Origin of the sequence: Methanobrevibacter sp. (assembly GCF_045112895.1) — an archaeon.
Lineage (GTDB): Archaea > Methanobacteriota > Methanobacteria > Methanobacteriales > Methanobacteriaceae > Methanocatella.
Genome location: NZ_JBGUIH010000053.1, coordinates 1 through 17,909, shown reverse-complemented (window position 1 = coordinate 17,909; position 17,909 = coordinate 1). Strand labels below are relative to the sequence as shown.

Sequence of the window (17,909 nt, the reverse complement as noted above, 5' to 3'; positions counted from 1 at the left end):
AAATTGTACATATTCATCTGCGATTTTAGCAGTAGGAGTAAATCTTGGGTCTAATACAACTAATTTAGCACCGTTTTGTTTAGCTTGAATCATTTTGCGTCCGAACAATGGGTGTGCTTCCATGTTGTTTGATCCAATACAGAAGATATAGTCAGCTTCTTTGATACTGTCGAATCCGTTGGTCATAGCACCTGATCCGAAAGTGGTAGCTAAACCTGCTACGGTAGGACCGTGACAGATACGTGCACAGTGGTCTACGTTTTGAGTACCACAAGCTACTCTTGCTAATTTTTGAGTAATGTAGATGTTTTCGTTAGGTGAACGAGCACATGCGTAGAATCCAACTTTGTTTGGATCTTCTTCGGATACTTCTTTGAGTTTATTAGCAACAAGGTCTAATGCTTCATCCCAAGAAGCTTCTCTAAATTCACCGTTTTCTTTTATTAAAGGAGTAGTTAATCTGTCTTCCCTATTAATAAATTGATATCCAAAGTTTCCTTTTGGACATACTTTACCCTCATTTACAGGGTGTCTTTTTAAAGGTTCTACACCAACAATCTTTTCGTCTTTTACAACGAAGTTGAGTCCACAACCAGTACCACAGTATGGACAGATTGTTGGTACATATTTAATCTCAACCATTTTATAATCTCCAAAATATATTTTTATAAAATAATTTAAAAAAAGAAGCTTAAAAAAGCTTCTTTGTGTTTAAAATTTACTAGCTTAGCCTTTGAGGTAGGTGTACCAGTAGATACATGCTACAAAGACTCCCCCACCAATGATGTTACCGATAGTTACTGGAACTAAGTTATTAATGATAATAGTTGCCCAGTTAACACCTTCAGCACCTAAGAACATACCTAATGGTATGAAGAACATGTTTGCAACACTGTGCTCAAATCCGATACATACAAACGCCATGATTGGGAACCAAATACCAACGATTTTACCGATGATATCGTCGGATGCGTTAGCTAACCATACAGCTAAACATACAAGCCAGTTACAACCAATACCTTTAATCATTGCAGTTAAGAAAGGCATAGTTACTTTACCTTCTGCTACGGAAATAGCTTTAGCAGAAATAGCATATGCTGGTACGGATGCATCGGTAGGAGTAATTCCACCCATGAAAGCGAGAACGTATGCTACGAATAAAGCACCGACAAAGTTGAAAATCCAACTGATAACCCAATTTTTAGCGAGACCGCCAATAGAAGCGGAACCGTCTAATACACCAAGGGTCATAAACATTACGTTTCCAGTGAATAATTCAGATCCTGCAAGGACAACAATAATCAAACCTACAGGGAACACTGCACCGAATACGAATTTTTCTAAACCGATAGGAGCGCCTGCTTTAAGCATACCTGCGCTTGCCACTACAGCTAATAAACCACCAAATGCAATATATGCTCCTGCTAAGAAGGAGAGTAATATTACATTTACAATATTTGCAGAGTCTTTTGCTCCAGCAGTTGCGGAAATTGCTTTCGCAGTTTCTACTGGGCTTTTAAAAGATGAACTCATTTTATCAACCTCTTTTATTCCCTTTTATTAATTTTTATAATACTAATGAATTCCACATATAATGATAGTTCAAAGTATTATGATATTATATTAGTATTCAATATATAAAAAGGATTTGTCATTAAAATCAAAAAGAAATATTTAAATAGTATTGTTAAAAAAAATTAAAGGTAATGATAAATCATGATGAATGACATTCACATCGTGAAAAAACTATCTTTTTATTTTGCTATTTAGAAATATGTTCCTATTTTTAAAAATTTACTAAAAAATCAATGCAAACACGAATCAAAACTTTTGCAATATTTAAAATAAGATTTTAAACATTTTTAATAATCTATTATGATAATTAAAATTAACCTATAATATTCAATATCGGTGAAAAAAAGATAATGAATTCGCCTAAAAATAAAAATTAAAAGAAATAATCGATTACTCAATTACTTCATAATATGATTCTTCGGCACATGCCTTACAAATTGCTTTTCCAGCTCTAATCAAATGATAATTATCAGTAATCTTTTCACCGCATACGCTGCACCATGCAGTTGTATGGGCATCCCCAGGTTTTTGAGCATCCTTAAAATTAACCCTAACCTTTTCCACATTAAACAATTCTTCAGGAGGAGTTAATCTGAATCTTTCAACCATCTCTTCCCTTGTTTCCTTAGTTTTAGTTTTCTTATTTGCATCCGCATCAGACACCCTATATGCTTCCCCAGTATCCATATTATAGAATGTAGCTGCAAATCTTCCATAATAAACCTGTTTTAAAGATCTTTTTCCCATTGAACATTTTGTTACAGCCTGTATTCCATCAGCAGTACACCTTTCATTTTCCAAAATTACTATTAGATTCCTATGCCTTTTATTCAGTTCCATTCCCAATAATTCAAGGCCATACATGCCCAATTTAGTTCCAATGGCTATGCCCCCGCAAAGCTCCCCATGAAACTCCACTGCTTTTTTCAATTGTTCATCATACTCTTCGATGTTCATAATCCTTCACCTTAATAATTACATTAATGGCTTACATAATATAAATTATATAGGAGTACTGTCCAAAATAACAATTGACATAGAGGCAATATCATGAGAATTGAGGAAATTGATGCAATCCAATATAAGAACAACGAAGCTGTCGAAACAATTGAAAAAGTTGTAAAAGATGAAACAATCACATTAACAATCAATGGAAATATTTCACGTAGCTTATCCGCGATTGAAGACTCTTTGAAAGAATTTGCAGTCGGATATCTGTTTAATGAAAACATGGTCAAGTCATTAGATGACATCAAGAGAATCGAAATCGACGGGCCTCAAATCAATGTGGAAATAGACGATACCCTCCTTAAAACAAATGAAACAGTGCTCTGTTCAGACTCCGCCGGAGGATGGAGAAGCAAAATAAAGGAAGTCCATCCCGTTGAATCCGATTTTCAAGTTGATGTTAAGGAATTGATTGCAAGGATTGAAGAGCTAAAGGACAATGCTGAAATTTGGCAAGCTACTGGAGGAACACATGTAGCCGGTATCGTTTATGATGGCCAGTTTGTAGTAAAGGAAGACGTGAGCCGTCATGTTGCGGTAGATAAAGTGATTGGATATGGAATATTGAATGGCTTTGATTTAAATCATTCCTATGTAATTTACAGTGGAAGAATGCCTGCAGACATGGTTATCAAAATGACAAGGGCAGGAGTTCCGATATTGGCATCAAATGCAGCTCCCGCTAACTCAGGATATAACATCGCAAAAAAAGGAAATATTACATTGGTTGGATTTTTAAGAGGCCAACGCTGTAATATATATAATAATCAGAATAGAATAATTTTTGAATGAAATTATTCTAAAACAGTGTGCCTTGCTTTCAGGTCACTTTCGGTCTGTTGCATTTTTTCCATCAATTCAGAAACAATAGCATCTAAAAATACCAATGTAGTCAATTCAAATGCAGTACCTAATGGGGTTAAAGAAGTATAGTTTCCGTGGATTTGACGTTTCATATAATTCTCATCATCCACTTCTTTTTTTGTTCTTCCTTTAACAAGAATGTAACAATCAGCCAATTGTCCTAATGTAGATTCTGGATAAGATGTTAATGCTAAAACTTTTGCCCCCCTAGTTTTAGAAATTTTGGCTGCAGATACAATGGTATTGGTTTCACCGGATCCTGAAATGGCTACAATACAGTCATCCTGATATATTGCAGGAGATATGGTTTCGCCTACAACATATGCACTTAAACCCAAATGCATCAATCTCATTGCAAATGCCTTTGCAGCAAGCCCAGATCTTCCGGCTCCAGTAACAAAGATATTTTTAGACCCAATGATTATATCTTCAAATTCATCAATTGCATCTTCATCTAAAAAGTCTTCAGCGCTCTTAATATTGTTTAATATAGCATTAATAGAAGTTTTCATTATTTCCATTTTATCTTATTCCCCAAAATCAATATTATTATTTATGATTACAATTTTATATATAATTGATGGAATTCCAAAGCAAAGGCCTAATCAGTTTAGACATTGACGGCAATATTTATGACCATAAATTGTATGAAAGCCTGGAATCACTTTCAAAAACAAGATCCCAAAGGCAATCTGCAAAAGAACTGAATATATCGCATACCGTATTTAATAGAAGATTGCTTAAGGCTGAAGACAAATTAGGATTTAAAATAACTAGAAAAATGGGAAACGGAACAATCCTTACAAAAGAGGGATTGGAACTGCTTGATGAATTCAGGAAATATGCCGTCCAAATTGAAAAGACATCCGACATCAATATTGTCGGAGGCCACATCAGCACAGGCCTTCTGGAAAGCATAAGCATTCCATTCAATACAAATATCTACAGCAGCAGCGATGAGGATGCATTTGAACTTGCAAAAAGAGGCGCTGTTGATATATTGACATTGGACGACCCTTTAATAGCATTTGAAAGAGATTTGAATTTTATTCCAATAGCTTATGATTATCTGGTACTGATTTCAAGCCCTAAATCCAAAAAAATCGAAAGCATTTCCGATTTGGAGGGACTTGACTTTGTGAATGTGAACGGTTCGGCTCAAAGGCTTGCATGGAACAGTTTGCAGCACTATGACATTAAATATAATATCAAAAAAACTGTGAACTCCCAATTTGATGCATTCAAATTAGTTAGAAATTCTGAAAACTTGCATACTTTTTTAAATGCCAGTTATTTTAAAGGAAACGAACTTTTAAAATTCGATACAAGACATGTAATCAGTTTAGTTAAAGTTAACGAAGATAAAACCGAAATAGATGAATTTATTGAATATTTAACTAATACTGCTCAAAAAGATATTGAAAAGGAAGGCTTTGCACCTATGAGCTAATACTTTTCAAATGCTCTTACCAAAATTAAATTTATTATATATAATATACATCTTTGTGAAGATGTGTTTTTGTGATTTTTCATAAAGTTGAATTTTCAAAAGATTAAATAATGATAAAACACAATATAGAATTGAAGAATTTAAAGGCGATATTATGGCAAAAAACAGAGATTTACTAGCAATTGGCCACTCTGCTCATGATTATATTATTAGAGTGCCTGAATTTCCAAAAGCAAATTTTTCAGCCCCTATAACAAACATGAAAACATTCAATGGAGGAGCTGCTGCAAATGTTGCATGCGTTGGGGCGAAATTAGGATTAAAAACATCCTTGGTTTCTGCTGTTGGAGGAGATTTCAAAAAAACCGAATACTTCGAACACATGCAAAATTTAGGTATTGACACTGATTCATTGATTATCGTTCCAGGTGAAGCAACCCCTACCGCCTTTGTCCTAACAAATGATAATGAAGACCAAATCAGTTACTTTTATTGGGGAGCTGCCCGTGAATTTGCAGAAAGCAAAGTGCCTACAAAAGCGATTAGGGATGCCGAAGCAATTCACTTAGCGACTGGAGATCCTAATTTCAATTGGAAATGTTCAGAAGAAGCAAAAAATGAAGACCTGCTCGTTTCATTTGACCCGGGCCAAGACCTTGGAATGTACGACACTAAAAAATTGATAGATGTGATTGAAAATACCACTATCCTTTTTGGAAATCATCATGAAATTGAAAGAATACTTGATGCTCTGGAAGTGGATTTGGATGGCCTTAGAGAAATGGGACCTAAAATAATCGTTAAAACATGCGGAGCTAACGGTAGTGAGATTTATTCAAATGAAGAAAAAATAAAAATCGATGCAGTTACCAGGGAAGCCGTTGACCCAACAGGTGCAGGGGATTCCTATAGGGCAGGATTTTTATCAAGATTCTTAAATGGGGAATCACTGGAAGAATCCGCTAAATTCGCATCAACCGTATCATCCTTTATTGTTGAACATCAGGGATGTCAAACCAATATGCCAACATTTGACGAGGCATTTGAAAGAATGAATGAATTCTATTGAATTTATTCTCTTTTTTACTTTTTTTAAATTAAACTTTAATTTTATCAAAATAGTTTTATTTTGTTTATAACAACCTAAAATTACTGTTTTTTCAAAAATATTTTAGTTATATCAATATTATTGGAATTAAAATAAATCCTACTAATTTAAATACTATTAAATAAAGATAAGAGATTATCAATTTAATATGAGAAATTTATAAAGTAAATTTGACTGTTTTAAATTTTATTTGAGGGATAGTATGACACAGATTAGTGATGCAAAAAAAGGCATATTGACAGATGAAATGAAGCATGTTGCAGAAATAGAAAATGTTTCAGAAGACTTTATATTGAAATCAGTAGCTGAAGGAACAATAGTAATACCAAGCAACGTGCACAGAGACATTGAAGCATCAGGTATCGGTGCAGGGCTTAGAACAAAGGTAAACGCAACCGTTGGAACTTCAACCGATATTGTAAACTTTGATGAAGAGGTCTTAAAGGCACAGATTGCTATCGACAACGGTGCAGACTGTTTAATGGAATTGAGTATTGGCGGAGACTTGGATGTAATAAGAAGAAGGGTATTGTACATGTCCCCACTGCCGGTAGGATCCGTACCGGTTTACCAGGCAGCTATTGAAGCCATCAGAAGAGACGGTTCCGTAATTTATATGGATGAAGATGACTTATTCAACACCATCGAAAAGCAGGCCAAAGATGGTATTGACTTTATGGCAATCCACAGCAGCATCAACATTGAAACCTTGACAAGACTCAAGAGACAAGGCAGAGTAACAGGCTTGGTCTCCAGAGGAGGTTCATTCATGTCCGGCTGGATTGTCGAAAATGAAAAAGAAAACCCATTATACGAAAACTTTGACTATGTTTTGGAAATTGCAAAAGAACATGATGTAGTTCTTTCACTTGCAAACGGTATGAGAGCAGGATCTATTGCTGATTCAACAGATAGGGCCCAAATCCAAGAATTGATCATTTTAGGGGAATTAATCGATAGATCACGTGAAGCTGGAGTACAATGTATGATTGAAGGGCCGGGACACATTCCAATCAATGAGATTCCAACCAATGTAATGATTCAAAAGAAAATGTGTTCCAACGCTCCTTTCTATATGTTAGGACCAATCGTATGTGATGTAGCGCCAGGCTATGACCACATCGTATCCGCAATCGGCGCAGCATCATCTGCAAAAGCCGGAGCAGACTTCATCTGCTATGTAACCCCTGCAGAACACCTTGCTCTTCCAAACCCTGATGATGTAAGGGAAGGAGTAATAGCTACCAAAATCGGAGCCTATGCAGGGGATTTGGCGACCGGTCAAATAGATGGTTCACAGGATTTGGCTATGGCAGAAGCCCGTAAAAAACTTGACTGGGAAGCGCAATATGCCTGTGCAATGTTTCCGGAAGCTGCACGTGCAAAAAGAGACCAAAGACCTCCTGAAGAAGAAGACACATGTACAATGTGCGGCAACTACTGTGCAGTGAAAATCGTTAACGAATGGTTGGATCAATCCGATTCAGACCTTATTAAATAGATGGATTTCCATCTATCTTTTACTTTTTTTATCCATCACTGTTAATCATTCAATTGAAAGTTATTTATGCACTACTTTTTAAGAAACATTAATTAACGTTTATAATATACATAATAACAGATTTTGATTTTTAAAAGAGGGGACGATTATGGAATCTAACACTAATGCTTCAAAAGAAGAATTGATTGAAACAATAGAATTTTTAAAGGAAGAAAATTCAAAAACAGTAGACGAATTGATGGAAAAACTAAGAAGCATCGAAGGAGAACAACTAAAGACAAACATCAGCAACCGCCAGCTCGAAGGCAAAATCAAAGAGCTGAAAGGCGAAATCAACTCATTCAAAAAGACACCATTGATTCTTGCAACAGTGACTGAAGTATTTGACAATAAACAAGTTGGGATTCAGGGCGCTGTGGGACATGAATTTTTAGTAAACTATCCCGGATCAATTGACAAGGAACTTCTCCAGCCAGGCGCAAGGGTCGCTTTAAATCAAAAGAATTTGGGAGTTGTAAATGTATTTCCGGCCAAAAAGGATGCAGACATAACCGCAATGGAAATAGAGGAAAAGCCTGATGTCACATACGAAGACATCGGTGGGCTCGACCATCAAATCGTGGAAATCAAGGAAACTGTGGAACTGCCAATTACCAACCCTGAAATTTTTGAAGAAATCGGTATTGACCCTCCTAAGGGAATTCTGCTTTATGGACCTCCCGGAACCGGAAAAACACTGCTTGCAAAAGCTGTGGCAAACAAGACAAATGCAACATTCATCAAAATTGTAGCTTCCGAATTCGTGAATAAATTCTTAGGAGAAGGTGCAAGATACGTCAGGCAGGTTTTCGACCTTGCAAAGGAAAAATCGCCAGCAATCATATTCATCGATGAGATTGACGCAATCGGAACCGAAAGAACCGCAAGCAGTGAAGGCGCAGACAGGGAAGTCCAAAGGACATTGATGCAATTGCTGGCAGAACTCGATGGATTCGATTCAAGAGGTGATGTTGGAATCGTTGCGGCTACAAACAGACCGGACATTTTGGATGAAGCACTCCTCAGACCTGGAAGGTTTGACCGGGCGATACAAGTTCCGAATCCAAACAAGGAAAGCAGGGAAAAGATATTGGAGATACACACTAAAAGGATGAAACTGGATGACAATATCGATTTCGAAAACATAAGCGAAATAACAGAAGGCCTATCAGGTGCAGATTTAAAAGCTGTCTGTACAGAAGCAGGAATGTTTGCAATAAGGGCTGAGAGAAAAAAAGTCATTTCAAAAGACTTCCTAGATGCAATTGATAAAATAATGACAAACATTAGAATAACTTAATATTTTTATATTAATAATTAGAAATATTAATTCAGTATTAACTTATTTTAATGATAATTTTTTTATTAAACGGTGAATTCAGATGACACATTGGATTGAAAACATAGCTAATGAATTAAGTAAAATGGATGTAGAAGAACATGTCATTGCAAGTGGAACCTCTATTTCAGGTTCAATACACATTGGAAACTCTTGCGACATATTTGTAGCTAACGGAATTGGAAAAAAATTAAGAGAAAAAGGAAAAAAAGCTAAAACAATATGGATTGCAGATGACCACGACCCTTTAAGAAAAGTTCCATATCCTTTACCTGAAGATTATGATAAATACCTAGGAATGCCTTATTCTGTGATTCCTTGTCCTGACGGCTGCTGTGCCAACTTTGTAGAACACTTTGAAAAACCTTTGCTTTCCGTAATGGATGACTACGGAATAGAAATGGAAGCCAAATCCGGTTTTGAAATGTATAAAAACGGCGACTACAATGATTACATCAGAACATCCCTGAAAAAAGTTGAAGAAATCAAAGAAATCTTCAACCAATACAGAAGAGAACCTTTAGCTGACGATTGGCTGCCATATAACCCAATCTGTGATGAATGTGGCAGAGTAAACACAACTTACGCTTACGACTATGACGGCGACATCATCAAATACAGATGTGAATGTGGCCATGAAGGTGAAATGGACATCAAATCCGGAAACGGTAAGCTCACCTGGAGAGTGGAATGGGCAGCAAGATGGAAAATATTTGGAACCACTTGCGAACCGTTCGGAAAAGACCACGCTGCAAGTGGAGGATCATATGATGTAAGTAGTGTAATATCCGAAAAGATTTTTGATTATCCTGCACCATATCCAGTGCCATACGAATGGATTACATTGGATGGTGAAGCAATGAGTAAATCCCACGGAGTATTTTTCGCTCCTGATGAATGGTTGAAAATCGGACCGGCTGAAAGTCTCCACTACTACCTATTCAGGTCAAAACCTATGAAAGCAAAAGATTTCTCACCAAAAATGCCTTTCTTAGACTTCATTGACCAATTCGATACCGTGGAAAAAGTATTCTACGATGAAGAGGAAGCACCATCTGAAAAAGAAGGTAGGAAATTCAAGGAAATCTATGAAATCGCTCAAATTCATGAAGGCCAACCTTTGCCTTTCAGACCACCATTCAGATTCCTGGTTAACGCTTACCAGATTGCAGGAGACGACTTAGAAAAAATCTTTGCAATTCTTAAAAAGAACTCACAATTAACCAAAAGCTTCAAAGATAAAGAATTCGGTGATTTAACCGACCTTGAATTAGCCCAATACAGAGAAAGAGTCGATAATGTAATTTACTGGTTGGATACCTATGCACCTAACTTCGTAAAATTCAAAGTGCAAGAAGATAGTATTCCTAACTTGCCATTAACCGATGAACAAACTGAATTCTTAAGTGCTTTGGCCGATTTGATGGAAACCTCTGAGTTTGATGATGCAACCGCATTGCACGATGCAATGTATGAAATCTTAGAAGCTCAAGGATTAAAACCGCAAAAAGGATTCCAAGCTATTTACAAAATGATTCTCGGTCAAAAACAAGGCCCAAGAGCAGCATCATTCTTGTTAAGCTTAGACAAAGACTTTGTTGTAAAAAGATTAAGACAAGAAGCTTAATCTTTTAAATTTTTCTTTTTTTAAAATTAAATTAAGCTTTTGAACTCTTTTTTGAAAAGAATTTCATCACTATTTTCAACTAAATGATAATCTAACTTCTTGAATATATCGATTAGAATATCTTCTTCACTATCAAAGCTAACGACAACGCTTTTGAATTCATAATCAATAGCTATTTTTTCAAGCTGTCTGATTAATTTGTAGGCTATCTTTTCACGATTGTCATAAGAGTTTAAAAATAAGGTTGTAATTTCGGCTGATTCTTCATCATATACCTTAAAACTTGTGCATCCTACGGTTTTTCCAAAACTCATTAAAAGTAAAACTACCTGCGGCTCGTCTATAAAACAACCGAAGGAATCGCAAAATTTAATAAATCTTTCATCTCTCTCATCAGTTACTATAATTTCCATCATTTGACCTCAGTTGTATTTCCCACTTTTGCAAGCTCTTCATCCCAAATTTCGGAATTGTTACACACAAATTTCAAAAACAGATCCCTACATCTCACATCATTTAAAACAACCACTTCAACATCATTGCATTTAAGCAGGTTTTCAGCACCCATAAGCGTAGTGTTTTCGCCTATCACAACACGGGGGATATTATACAATATTACCGCTCCGGAACACATCGGACAAGGGGATAATGTAGTATAAAGTGTGCATTTAATATAATCTTCATAGTTCAAGCGTCCTGCATTTTCAATTGCATCCATTTCAGCATGCAACACTACAGAATCATTTTGAATTAATCTATTATGACCTCTAGATATGATTTCATCATCTTTAACCAGGACAGCACCGATTGGGATTCCACCCTCCAGTAAAGATTTCTCAGCTTCCTTAATAGCTTCTCCCATAAAATAAGTATCTTGAGTCATGTTAAAAAAAAGAATTTATAGATGAAATTAATCATCTATTTAAATCTATTGAACAATCCTTTGTTGGATTGTTTTTCTAATTCATCTTCAAGCTTTTTGATTTGCTTATTCAAATCGGAAATTGTACTTTTAGAATCATTAGACAACTTGTCATAACTACTTTCCTTAAGTTTAAGTTGAGTGCTAAGATTAGAAATTTCAGATTTATATCCTTCAATTTCCTTTTTATTGTTGCTGTCAACTTCATCCTTGTAGTTACCAAGATCAATAAGTTCAGACCTTAACTTATCAACTTCTTCAGAAAGGTCTATATTTTCCTTTCTAGCACCTGATAATTTGTCTTTTAAATCTTTAACTTCAGCAGTTAATTTTTTATTTTCATCTTTTACTTCATCAATGTTGAAGGAAGCTAATTTTTCTTTATAGTGGTTGATTTTAGATTCCAAATCACTTTTAATGGAATCAATTTCATTTTCTAACTTGTCAGCCCTTACCTTATTTACTGCAGCTTCAGCACCTAATTTTCCAATTTGATTGCTTAAGTCCGCATTAATATCTAATTGATCGAAGTATTTTCTAGTACTTTTTTCAAGTGCATCGGTTAATTCCCTTTTAAGATTATTTAACTCGGCGTTTTCTTTTTTGAGTTTAGGAATTACCTTATTAGTTAAATAATTAAGTTCGCTAGACTGATTAGACAATTTCTTTTCTCTTTCGCTTAATTTAGCTTTTAAATTATCTAATTGTTTGGAATCAGTTTCGGTTGGTTTTTCTTTTACAGGTTCTTTAACAACAGGTTCCTCTTCAACAGGCTCATCAGCAGCCTCTTCCACTGCCACTTCCTCTTCAACAGGTTCCTCGATCACTGGTTCATCTTCAACAACCTCTTCAGCCGCTTCTTCAACAGTTTCTTCTTCAACAACCTCTTCAACAGGTTCCGGTTCGACAGCCTCTTCAGCCGCTTCTTCAACTGCAGCCTCATCTTCAACAGGCTCAGCAGCAACTTCTTCAACTACTGCTTCTTCCTCAGCAGGCTCTTCAACAGGTTCCGGCTCAACAACTTCTTCCTCAACAACCTCTTCAACAGGTTCCGGTTCGACGACTTCTTCCTCAACAGGCTCTTCAACAACCTTATTTTCAACAACAGGTTCTTCAGTCACTTTGTCGACAACCTCTTCAACAGGTTCAGGTTCACTTTCAACTTTCTTTTCGTTTTTTGAACGATTTCTAATTTTATCTAAGTCTAATTTAACTTTTTGCCCATACATGGCATTCATTGGTTTATCATTGGACATTAATATCACCAAAATAGCAATAATAATTTTAAAAGTTCAACTACAATATACAACATAAAATTTGAATTTTTCAATATTTAAGTATTATCAAATTTTAGATTTTTAACACGAATTCCAAAATTACAAACATTATTAAATTATGAAAATCAATAGATTATATGTTAAATTAATTTTGTAACTTGTGGCGATACCATGGATTATTTTGATAGATTAGAAGCTGAAACCCATCACCTATATGAGATAGCTAATGAAGCAAGATCTAAAGGGTTTGATGTTGAAACAACAACTGAAGTGCCTCTTGCAAAGGATTTAGCTGAAAGAGTAGAAGGGCTTGTTGGTCCGGAAGGTGTGGCGCAAAGAATTAAAGAATTAGAACAAGATATCTCAAGAGAGGAAGTTGCCTTTGAAATTGCTGCTGAAATTGCATCCGGCAAATTTGAACTCACCGGCGAAAAGGCAAGATGGAACGATGAACAAAGATGTGACCAGGCATTGAGAACTGCACTGGCTATCCTAACCGAAGGGGTAGTGGCTGCACCTCTTGAAGGAATTTCCGCCGTTAAAATCAAAAACAATTTTGACGGAACACAATACATTGGAGTTTATTTTGCAGGTCCGATTAGAAGTGCTGGAGGTACAGCAGCGGCTTTAGCAGTGCTTTTAGGAGATAAAATCAGACAAGCAATTGGAATTGATGCATTCAAGCCAATTGATGATGAAATTGAAAGATATGTAGAAGAAGTTGAACTATACGAATCAGAAGTTACAAATTTGCAATACTCACCAACACCAGAAGAAGTGAGATTTGCTGCAAGACACATTCCCGTAGAAGTTTCAGGAGAGCAAACCGACCAAGTGGAAGTATCACATAGGGATCTTGAGCGTGTAGAAACCAACAACATTCGTGGAGGGGCATTGCTTGCGATGGTTGAAGGAGTTATCCAGAAATCCAAAAAGATTCATAAAATCTCCAGAACCTTGGGTCTTGACTGGGAATGGCTTACCGAATTTTCAAAGCCTAAAGATGATTCGTCAGGTGACGATGGAGGAGATTCCGATGTCGTCAGCGAACCTAAATATATCCAGGATATCATTGGCGGAAGGCCGATTTTAGGATACCCTTCAGAAAAGGGAGGATTTAGATTAAGATACGGAAGGTCAAGAAATACCGGCCTTGCTACCATGGGAGTTCATCCTGCAACAATGGCATTGCTTGAATTCCTGGCTGTAGGAACACAGCTTAAAATCGAATATCCCGGCAAAGGTAACTGTGTTGTGCCTGTCGATTCAATTGAAGGACCTACCGTCAAACTCAAAAACGGCGATGTTGTAGTTATTGACTCCATTAAACAAGCACGCGAACTTAAAAAAGATGTTGTGGAAATCCTATTCCTGGGGGACATGCTTGTCGCATTTGGAGAATTTTTAAGAAATAACCAGCCATTGTATCCGTCAGGATGGTGTGAGGAATGGTGGATTCAACTATTGATGAGAAGCGAAAACTTTGACAAGGACAATAACGATTTAGACTTGCATAAGCTTGAATATGAATACCTTTCATCCATTGAAGCTTTCACATTGTCTAAAAACTATAACATTCCGCTTCACCCAAAATACACTTATTGCTATAATGACGTTACTATTCAAGATTTAAACGAATTGATTGACCTGATTGAAAAAGGCAAATCAACTTACAAGCAAGATGAAGGAATGAAACTTGATTTATCCTACCAAAAAAGAATATTGGAAATAATCGGAGTTCCTCATATTGTTAGAGACAATAAAATTATTATTGATAAGGATCACTCTTATGCGCTTTTAGTGACATTATCCAAAAAACTGCCTCAAAAAGAGACTACATTAGAAGCTTTGAATGAGGTTTCCCCTGTTGAAATTAAAGACAAGGCTCCCGCATATATCGGTACTCGTGTAGGCAGACCTGAAAAATCAAAAGAAAGACTGATGAAACCCGCCCCACATGGATTGATACCTATCGGCAACAATGGAGGTTCCAGAAGATTAGTTGCAACAGCCGCCAAAAAAGGCAATATCAAGGTAGAAATTTCCAGAAGAAAATGCACAAATCCTGAATGTGGAATAAGTTCATTCGGTTCACTTTGTCCGAAGTGCGGCAGCCCAACCGAAATGGGAAAACCGACCCTGAAGAACATTCCTCTTTCAAATATGCTCAAAAAGGCATCCGATAACGTGAAAGTTAGAAGAGTCGATGACGTGAAAGGCGTAATAGGTATGATTTCAGAATCAAAATTGCCTGAACCTCTTGAAAAAGGAATACTTAGGGCAAAGCATGAAGTGTTTACATTTAAAGACGGAACCATCAGACATGACTCAACAGATTTGCCATTGACTCATTTTATTCCAAGGGAAATCGGAGTTACCGTTGAAAAGCTGAAAGAGATGGGATATGAAAATGACTGTTATGGAAATCCGATTGAAAATGAGGACCAGATTATTGAACTTAAAGTGCAGGACATCGTAATATCCGATAATTGCGGAGAATACCTGCTTAGAACTGCACAGTTCATCGATGATGAACTTACAAGATATTATGATATGGAGCCGTTTTACAATGTAAATGAAAAAAGCGATTTGATTGGCCATTTGGTTGCAGGGCTTGCACCCCACACATCTGCCGGAGTTCTTGGAAGAATTATCGGGTTTACAAAAGCATTAGGCTGTTATGCCCACCCTTATTTCCATTCAGCAAAACGTAGAAACTGTGACAGTGACGAAGATGCGATTATGTTGCTTTTAGATGCATTAATGAACTTTTCAAAATCATACTTGCCTAATACCAGGGGAGGAAGTATGGACGCTCCTTTGGTTTTGTCTTCAAGAATTGACCCCGAAGAGATAGATGACGAATCACATAACCTAGATATCTTTGAAAGGTTCCCTGTTGAATTTTATGAAGAAACATACACTCCTCATAAACCTGCCGATGTTTTGGAATACATTGATAATGTTTCAATGCATTTGGGAACACCGCAACAGTACGAAGGGTTGATGTTTTCACACCACACATCAAATATTCATGCAGGACCTACCGTCTGCCTTTATAAGAGATTGCCGTCCATGAGAGAAAAGGTGGAAGCTCAAATTAGCCTTGCCGAAACCATCAGGGCCGTTGACCAAAAAGGTGTTGTGGAAAAGGTCTTGTCATCTCACTTTTTACCTGACATTATGGGCAATTCCAGAGCATTTTCCAAGCAAAAGGTAAGGTGCACAAAGTGCGGCGCCAAGTATAGAAGAATGCCGCTTACCGGAAAATGCAAATGTGGTGGCAACCTAATCCTTTCAGTTTCAAAAGGATCGGTTACAAAATACCTTGAAATATCACAGGAGCTTGTTAACAGATATCCTGTTTCCCATTACCTGAGACAACGTTTAGAAATTCAGGAATATGGTATTAACTCCCTATTTGAAAGTGATAAATCAAAACAAAGTTCTTTAGATGTATTCTTCTAAAGAACATATATTACTTTTCAGATGCTCTTGGACATTTGACTTTTAATATTAAACCATAATACATATCATAGTATTCCCAATGTTGTTCGATTAAAGACGAACAATATATATACTATGAAAAACAACCTATTACATAGAAATATGTTCGTGATAATACGAACAATTTATTATACATGTGCCAACATATAGTATAAGCAGCTGAGAGCATGCTCTCGATTTTTAATAAACTAGGAAAATGGTGTGAATTAAATGGAAAAAATATCAAAATTAGGAAATAACTTACAAGATTCCGTTAAAATAAATGTGGAGAAGAATAACGGAATTAAAGAAAGATTCAGTTATGAGAAGTTAGTAAAATCATTAGTAATGGTAGAGACTCCATTTTTTGAATCAGATAAGATTGTGGCAACTGTAGTATCTCAATTGTATGATGGAATTAAAACCAAAGAAATCAAAAAAATTGTTTATGAATGTTTAGAAGATATCGACCCTGAAATTGCTAACAAATACTTAGCAAGTACCCAATTAAAAGTACGTACATCCAGAGATACTATTGAAGCATTCGACTTATCTAAAATTGCAAATACTTTAATTGAAGAAACTGGAGCAAGCCAAGAAACCGCTTTTGAAATTGCAACTGAAACTTGGAAAGAACTCAAAAAATTAAATGTAGAATATTTGACAGCCCCTATGATCAGGGAAATGGTAAACACTAAATTGATTGAATACGGATTAGAAGATTTAAGAAGCCGTTACACTCGTTTAGGTATTCCAGTATACAACATTACCTCTTTAATTGAAAACGGTAACAGAGATAATGCAAACATGATCCACAACCCTGAAAGTATTCACAAACATGTGGCAGACGAAGCATTAAAACAATATGCACTCTTAAAAATGCTTCCGGCACACTTGGCTGATGCCCACATGGCCGGGGACATTCACATTCACGATTTAGAATTCTTCGCAGGAAGACCTTTAAACTGTATGCAACACGATATCAGAACTTTCATCAAATACGGACTTAAAGTAGACGGTACAGGTGACCACACTTCCATTGCAGGTGCTCCAAACCACATGGAAACTTTAATGAACCATACTGGTGAAATCATGCTTGCAGCACAACAAAACATGTCTGGAGGACAAGGAATGTCCTTATGGAACGTGTTTGTTGCACCATTCGCAAGAGGAAGAAGCTATTCTGAAATCAAACAATCAGTGCAAATGCTTATTTACAACTTGAATATGGCCTACGCCGCAAGAGGATCACAAGTTCCATTCACAAGTATGGCATTGGAATTTGGCGTTCCTGATTTCTTAAAGGATGAAACCGCATACGGACCAAAAGGCAAAATAGTAGGAACCTACGAAGACTACGAAGAAGAAACCAGATTAATCCAAAGAGCATTCACTGAAACATTGCTTGAAGGAGACAATGAAGGAAAACCTCACTTATTCCCGAACACCATTTACACACTCCGTAAAGAAACAATGACCAGTGAATACGAAGATGACATCAGATTAGTTCATGAATTATCTGCAAAATACGGTTCATCCTACTTTGTAAACATGTTCCCTAAATACAGAGGAAAAATGGCCAACTACATGGGCTGCAGAACTTGTTTACAAGATACCTGGACTGGTGACTGGGATCAAGACTGTTTAAGAACAGGTAACCTCGCATACGTAACCTTAAACTTCCCAAGAATCGGATACCAATCCAAAGATGAA

The 17,909-nt window shown here is 36.4% G+C and carries 15 protein-coding genes; 8 read left to right on the top strand and 7 right to left on the bottom strand.

All coding sequences use genetic code 11. The features are described from left to right. The 3 genes from ACJMLD_RS08760 to ACJMLD_RS08750 form a co-directional block, all read right to left on the bottom strand. Window positions 1-642: molybdopterin-dependent oxidoreductase (locus tag ACJMLD_RS08760; protein WP_405270590.1), on the bottom strand; the 642-nt coding region annotated here is incomplete at its 3' end. A gap of 84 nt (window positions 643-726) precedes the next feature. Continuing rightward, window positions 727-1,533, bottom strand: coding sequence for a formate/nitrite transporter family protein (locus tag ACJMLD_RS08755; RefSeq protein ID WP_405270588.1), 807 nt, complete (start codon window positions 1,531-1,533; stop codon window positions 727-729). Between the two features lie 432 nt (window positions 1,534-1,965). Next, a complete protein-coding gene (locus tag ACJMLD_RS08750; RefSeq protein WP_405270592.1) occupies window positions 1,966-2,535 on the bottom strand; it encodes an FmdE family protein in 570 nt (189 codons plus the stop codon). A gap of 90 nt (window positions 2,536-2,625) precedes the next feature. Between ACJMLD_RS08750 and fdhD the strand changes: the two genes are divergently transcribed. Then, the gene (gene fdhD / locus ACJMLD_RS08745) at window positions 2,626-3,375 is read left to right on the top strand and encodes a formate dehydrogenase accessory sulfurtransferase FdhD (RefSeq protein WP_405270586.1); all 750 of its coding nucleotides are present in this window, start codon (window positions 2,626-2,628) and stop codon (window positions 3,373-3,375) included. A 2-nt stretch (window positions 3,376-3,377) separates the two neighbouring features. Here the strand turns inward: fdhD and hxlB are convergent, their stop codons facing one another. Beyond that, window positions 3,378-3,968, bottom strand: coding sequence for a 6-phospho-3-hexuloisomerase (gene hxlB, locus ACJMLD_RS08740; protein ID WP_405270584.1), 591 nt, complete (start codon window positions 3,966-3,968; stop codon window positions 3,378-3,380). A 59-nt stretch (window positions 3,969-4,027) separates the two neighbouring features. On the opposite strand from hxlB, the gene ACJMLD_RS08735 reads away from it, so the two are divergent. The 5 genes from ACJMLD_RS08735 to lysS all read left to right on the top strand — a co-directional run bounded on the left by ACJMLD_RS08735 (window position 4,028) and on the right by lysS (window position 10,511). Then, on the top strand, window positions 4,028-4,897 hold the full coding sequence (locus ACJMLD_RS08735) for a LysR family transcriptional regulator (RefSeq protein ID WP_405270582.1): 870 nt from the start codon (window positions 4,028-4,030) through the stop codon (window positions 4,895-4,897). 154 nt (window positions 4,898-5,051) lie between these two features. Next, entirely contained in the window at window positions 5,052-5,966 is a 915-nt protein-coding gene (locus ACJMLD_RS08730) for a carbohydrate kinase family protein (RefSeq protein ID WP_405270580.1), read from the top strand. Window positions 5,967-6,207: 241 nt separating this feature from the next. After that, window positions 6,208-7,506 carry a phosphomethylpyrimidine synthase gene (thiC, locus tag ACJMLD_RS08725; protein WP_405270578.1) on the top strand — a complete coding sequence of 433 codons (1,299 nt, stop codon included), beginning with the start codon at window positions 6,208-6,210 and terminating at the stop codon, window positions 7,504-7,506. A gap of 148 nt (window positions 7,507-7,654) precedes the next feature. After that, window positions 7,655-8,845 carry a proteasome-activating nucleotidase gene (locus ACJMLD_RS08720; protein ID WP_405270576.1) on the top strand — a complete coding sequence of 397 codons (1,191 nt, stop codon included), beginning with the start codon at window positions 7,655-7,657 and terminating at the stop codon, window positions 8,843-8,845. A gap of 82 nt (window positions 8,846-8,927) precedes the next feature. After that, a complete protein-coding gene (gene lysS, locus ACJMLD_RS08715) occupies window positions 8,928-10,511 on the top strand; it encodes a lysine--tRNA ligase (protein WP_405270574.1) in 1,584 nt (527 codons plus the stop codon). A 26-nt stretch (window positions 10,512-10,537) separates the two neighbouring features. On the opposite strand, the gene ACJMLD_RS08710 is transcribed toward lysS, so the two are convergent. From ACJMLD_RS08710 to ACJMLD_RS08700, 3 genes are read right to left on the bottom strand one after another with little or no spacing between them, the layout of a single operon-like run. Next, window positions 10,538-10,927, bottom strand: coding sequence for a hypothetical protein (locus ACJMLD_RS08710; RefSeq protein WP_405270573.1), 390 nt, complete (start codon window positions 10,925-10,927; stop codon window positions 10,538-10,540). After that, a complete protein-coding gene (locus tag ACJMLD_RS08705; protein WP_405270571.1) occupies window positions 10,924-11,394 on the bottom strand; it encodes a nucleoside deaminase in 471 nt (156 codons plus the stop codon). Before ACJMLD_RS08705 ends, ACJMLD_RS08710 begins: the two co-directional genes overlap by 4 nt. A gap of 35 nt (window positions 11,395-11,429) precedes the next feature. Beyond that, window positions 11,430-12,689, bottom strand: coding sequence for a hypothetical protein (locus ACJMLD_RS08700; protein ID WP_405270569.1), 1,260 nt, complete (start codon window positions 12,687-12,689; stop codon window positions 11,430-11,432). A 192-nt stretch (window positions 12,690-12,881) separates the two neighbouring features. Between ACJMLD_RS08700 and polC the strand changes: the two genes are divergently transcribed. After that, window positions 12,882-16,178, top strand: a complete 3,297-nt coding sequence (gene polC, locus ACJMLD_RS08695; RefSeq protein ID WP_405270567.1) for a DNA polymerase II large subunit — start codon at window positions 12,882-12,884, stop codon at window positions 16,176-16,178. 249 nt (window positions 16,179-16,427) lie between these two features. Beyond that, the coding region (nrdD, locus tag ACJMLD_RS08690; protein ID WP_405270565.1) for an anaerobic ribonucleoside-triphosphate reductase at window positions 16,428-17,909 on the top strand (1,482 nt) is incomplete at its 3' end.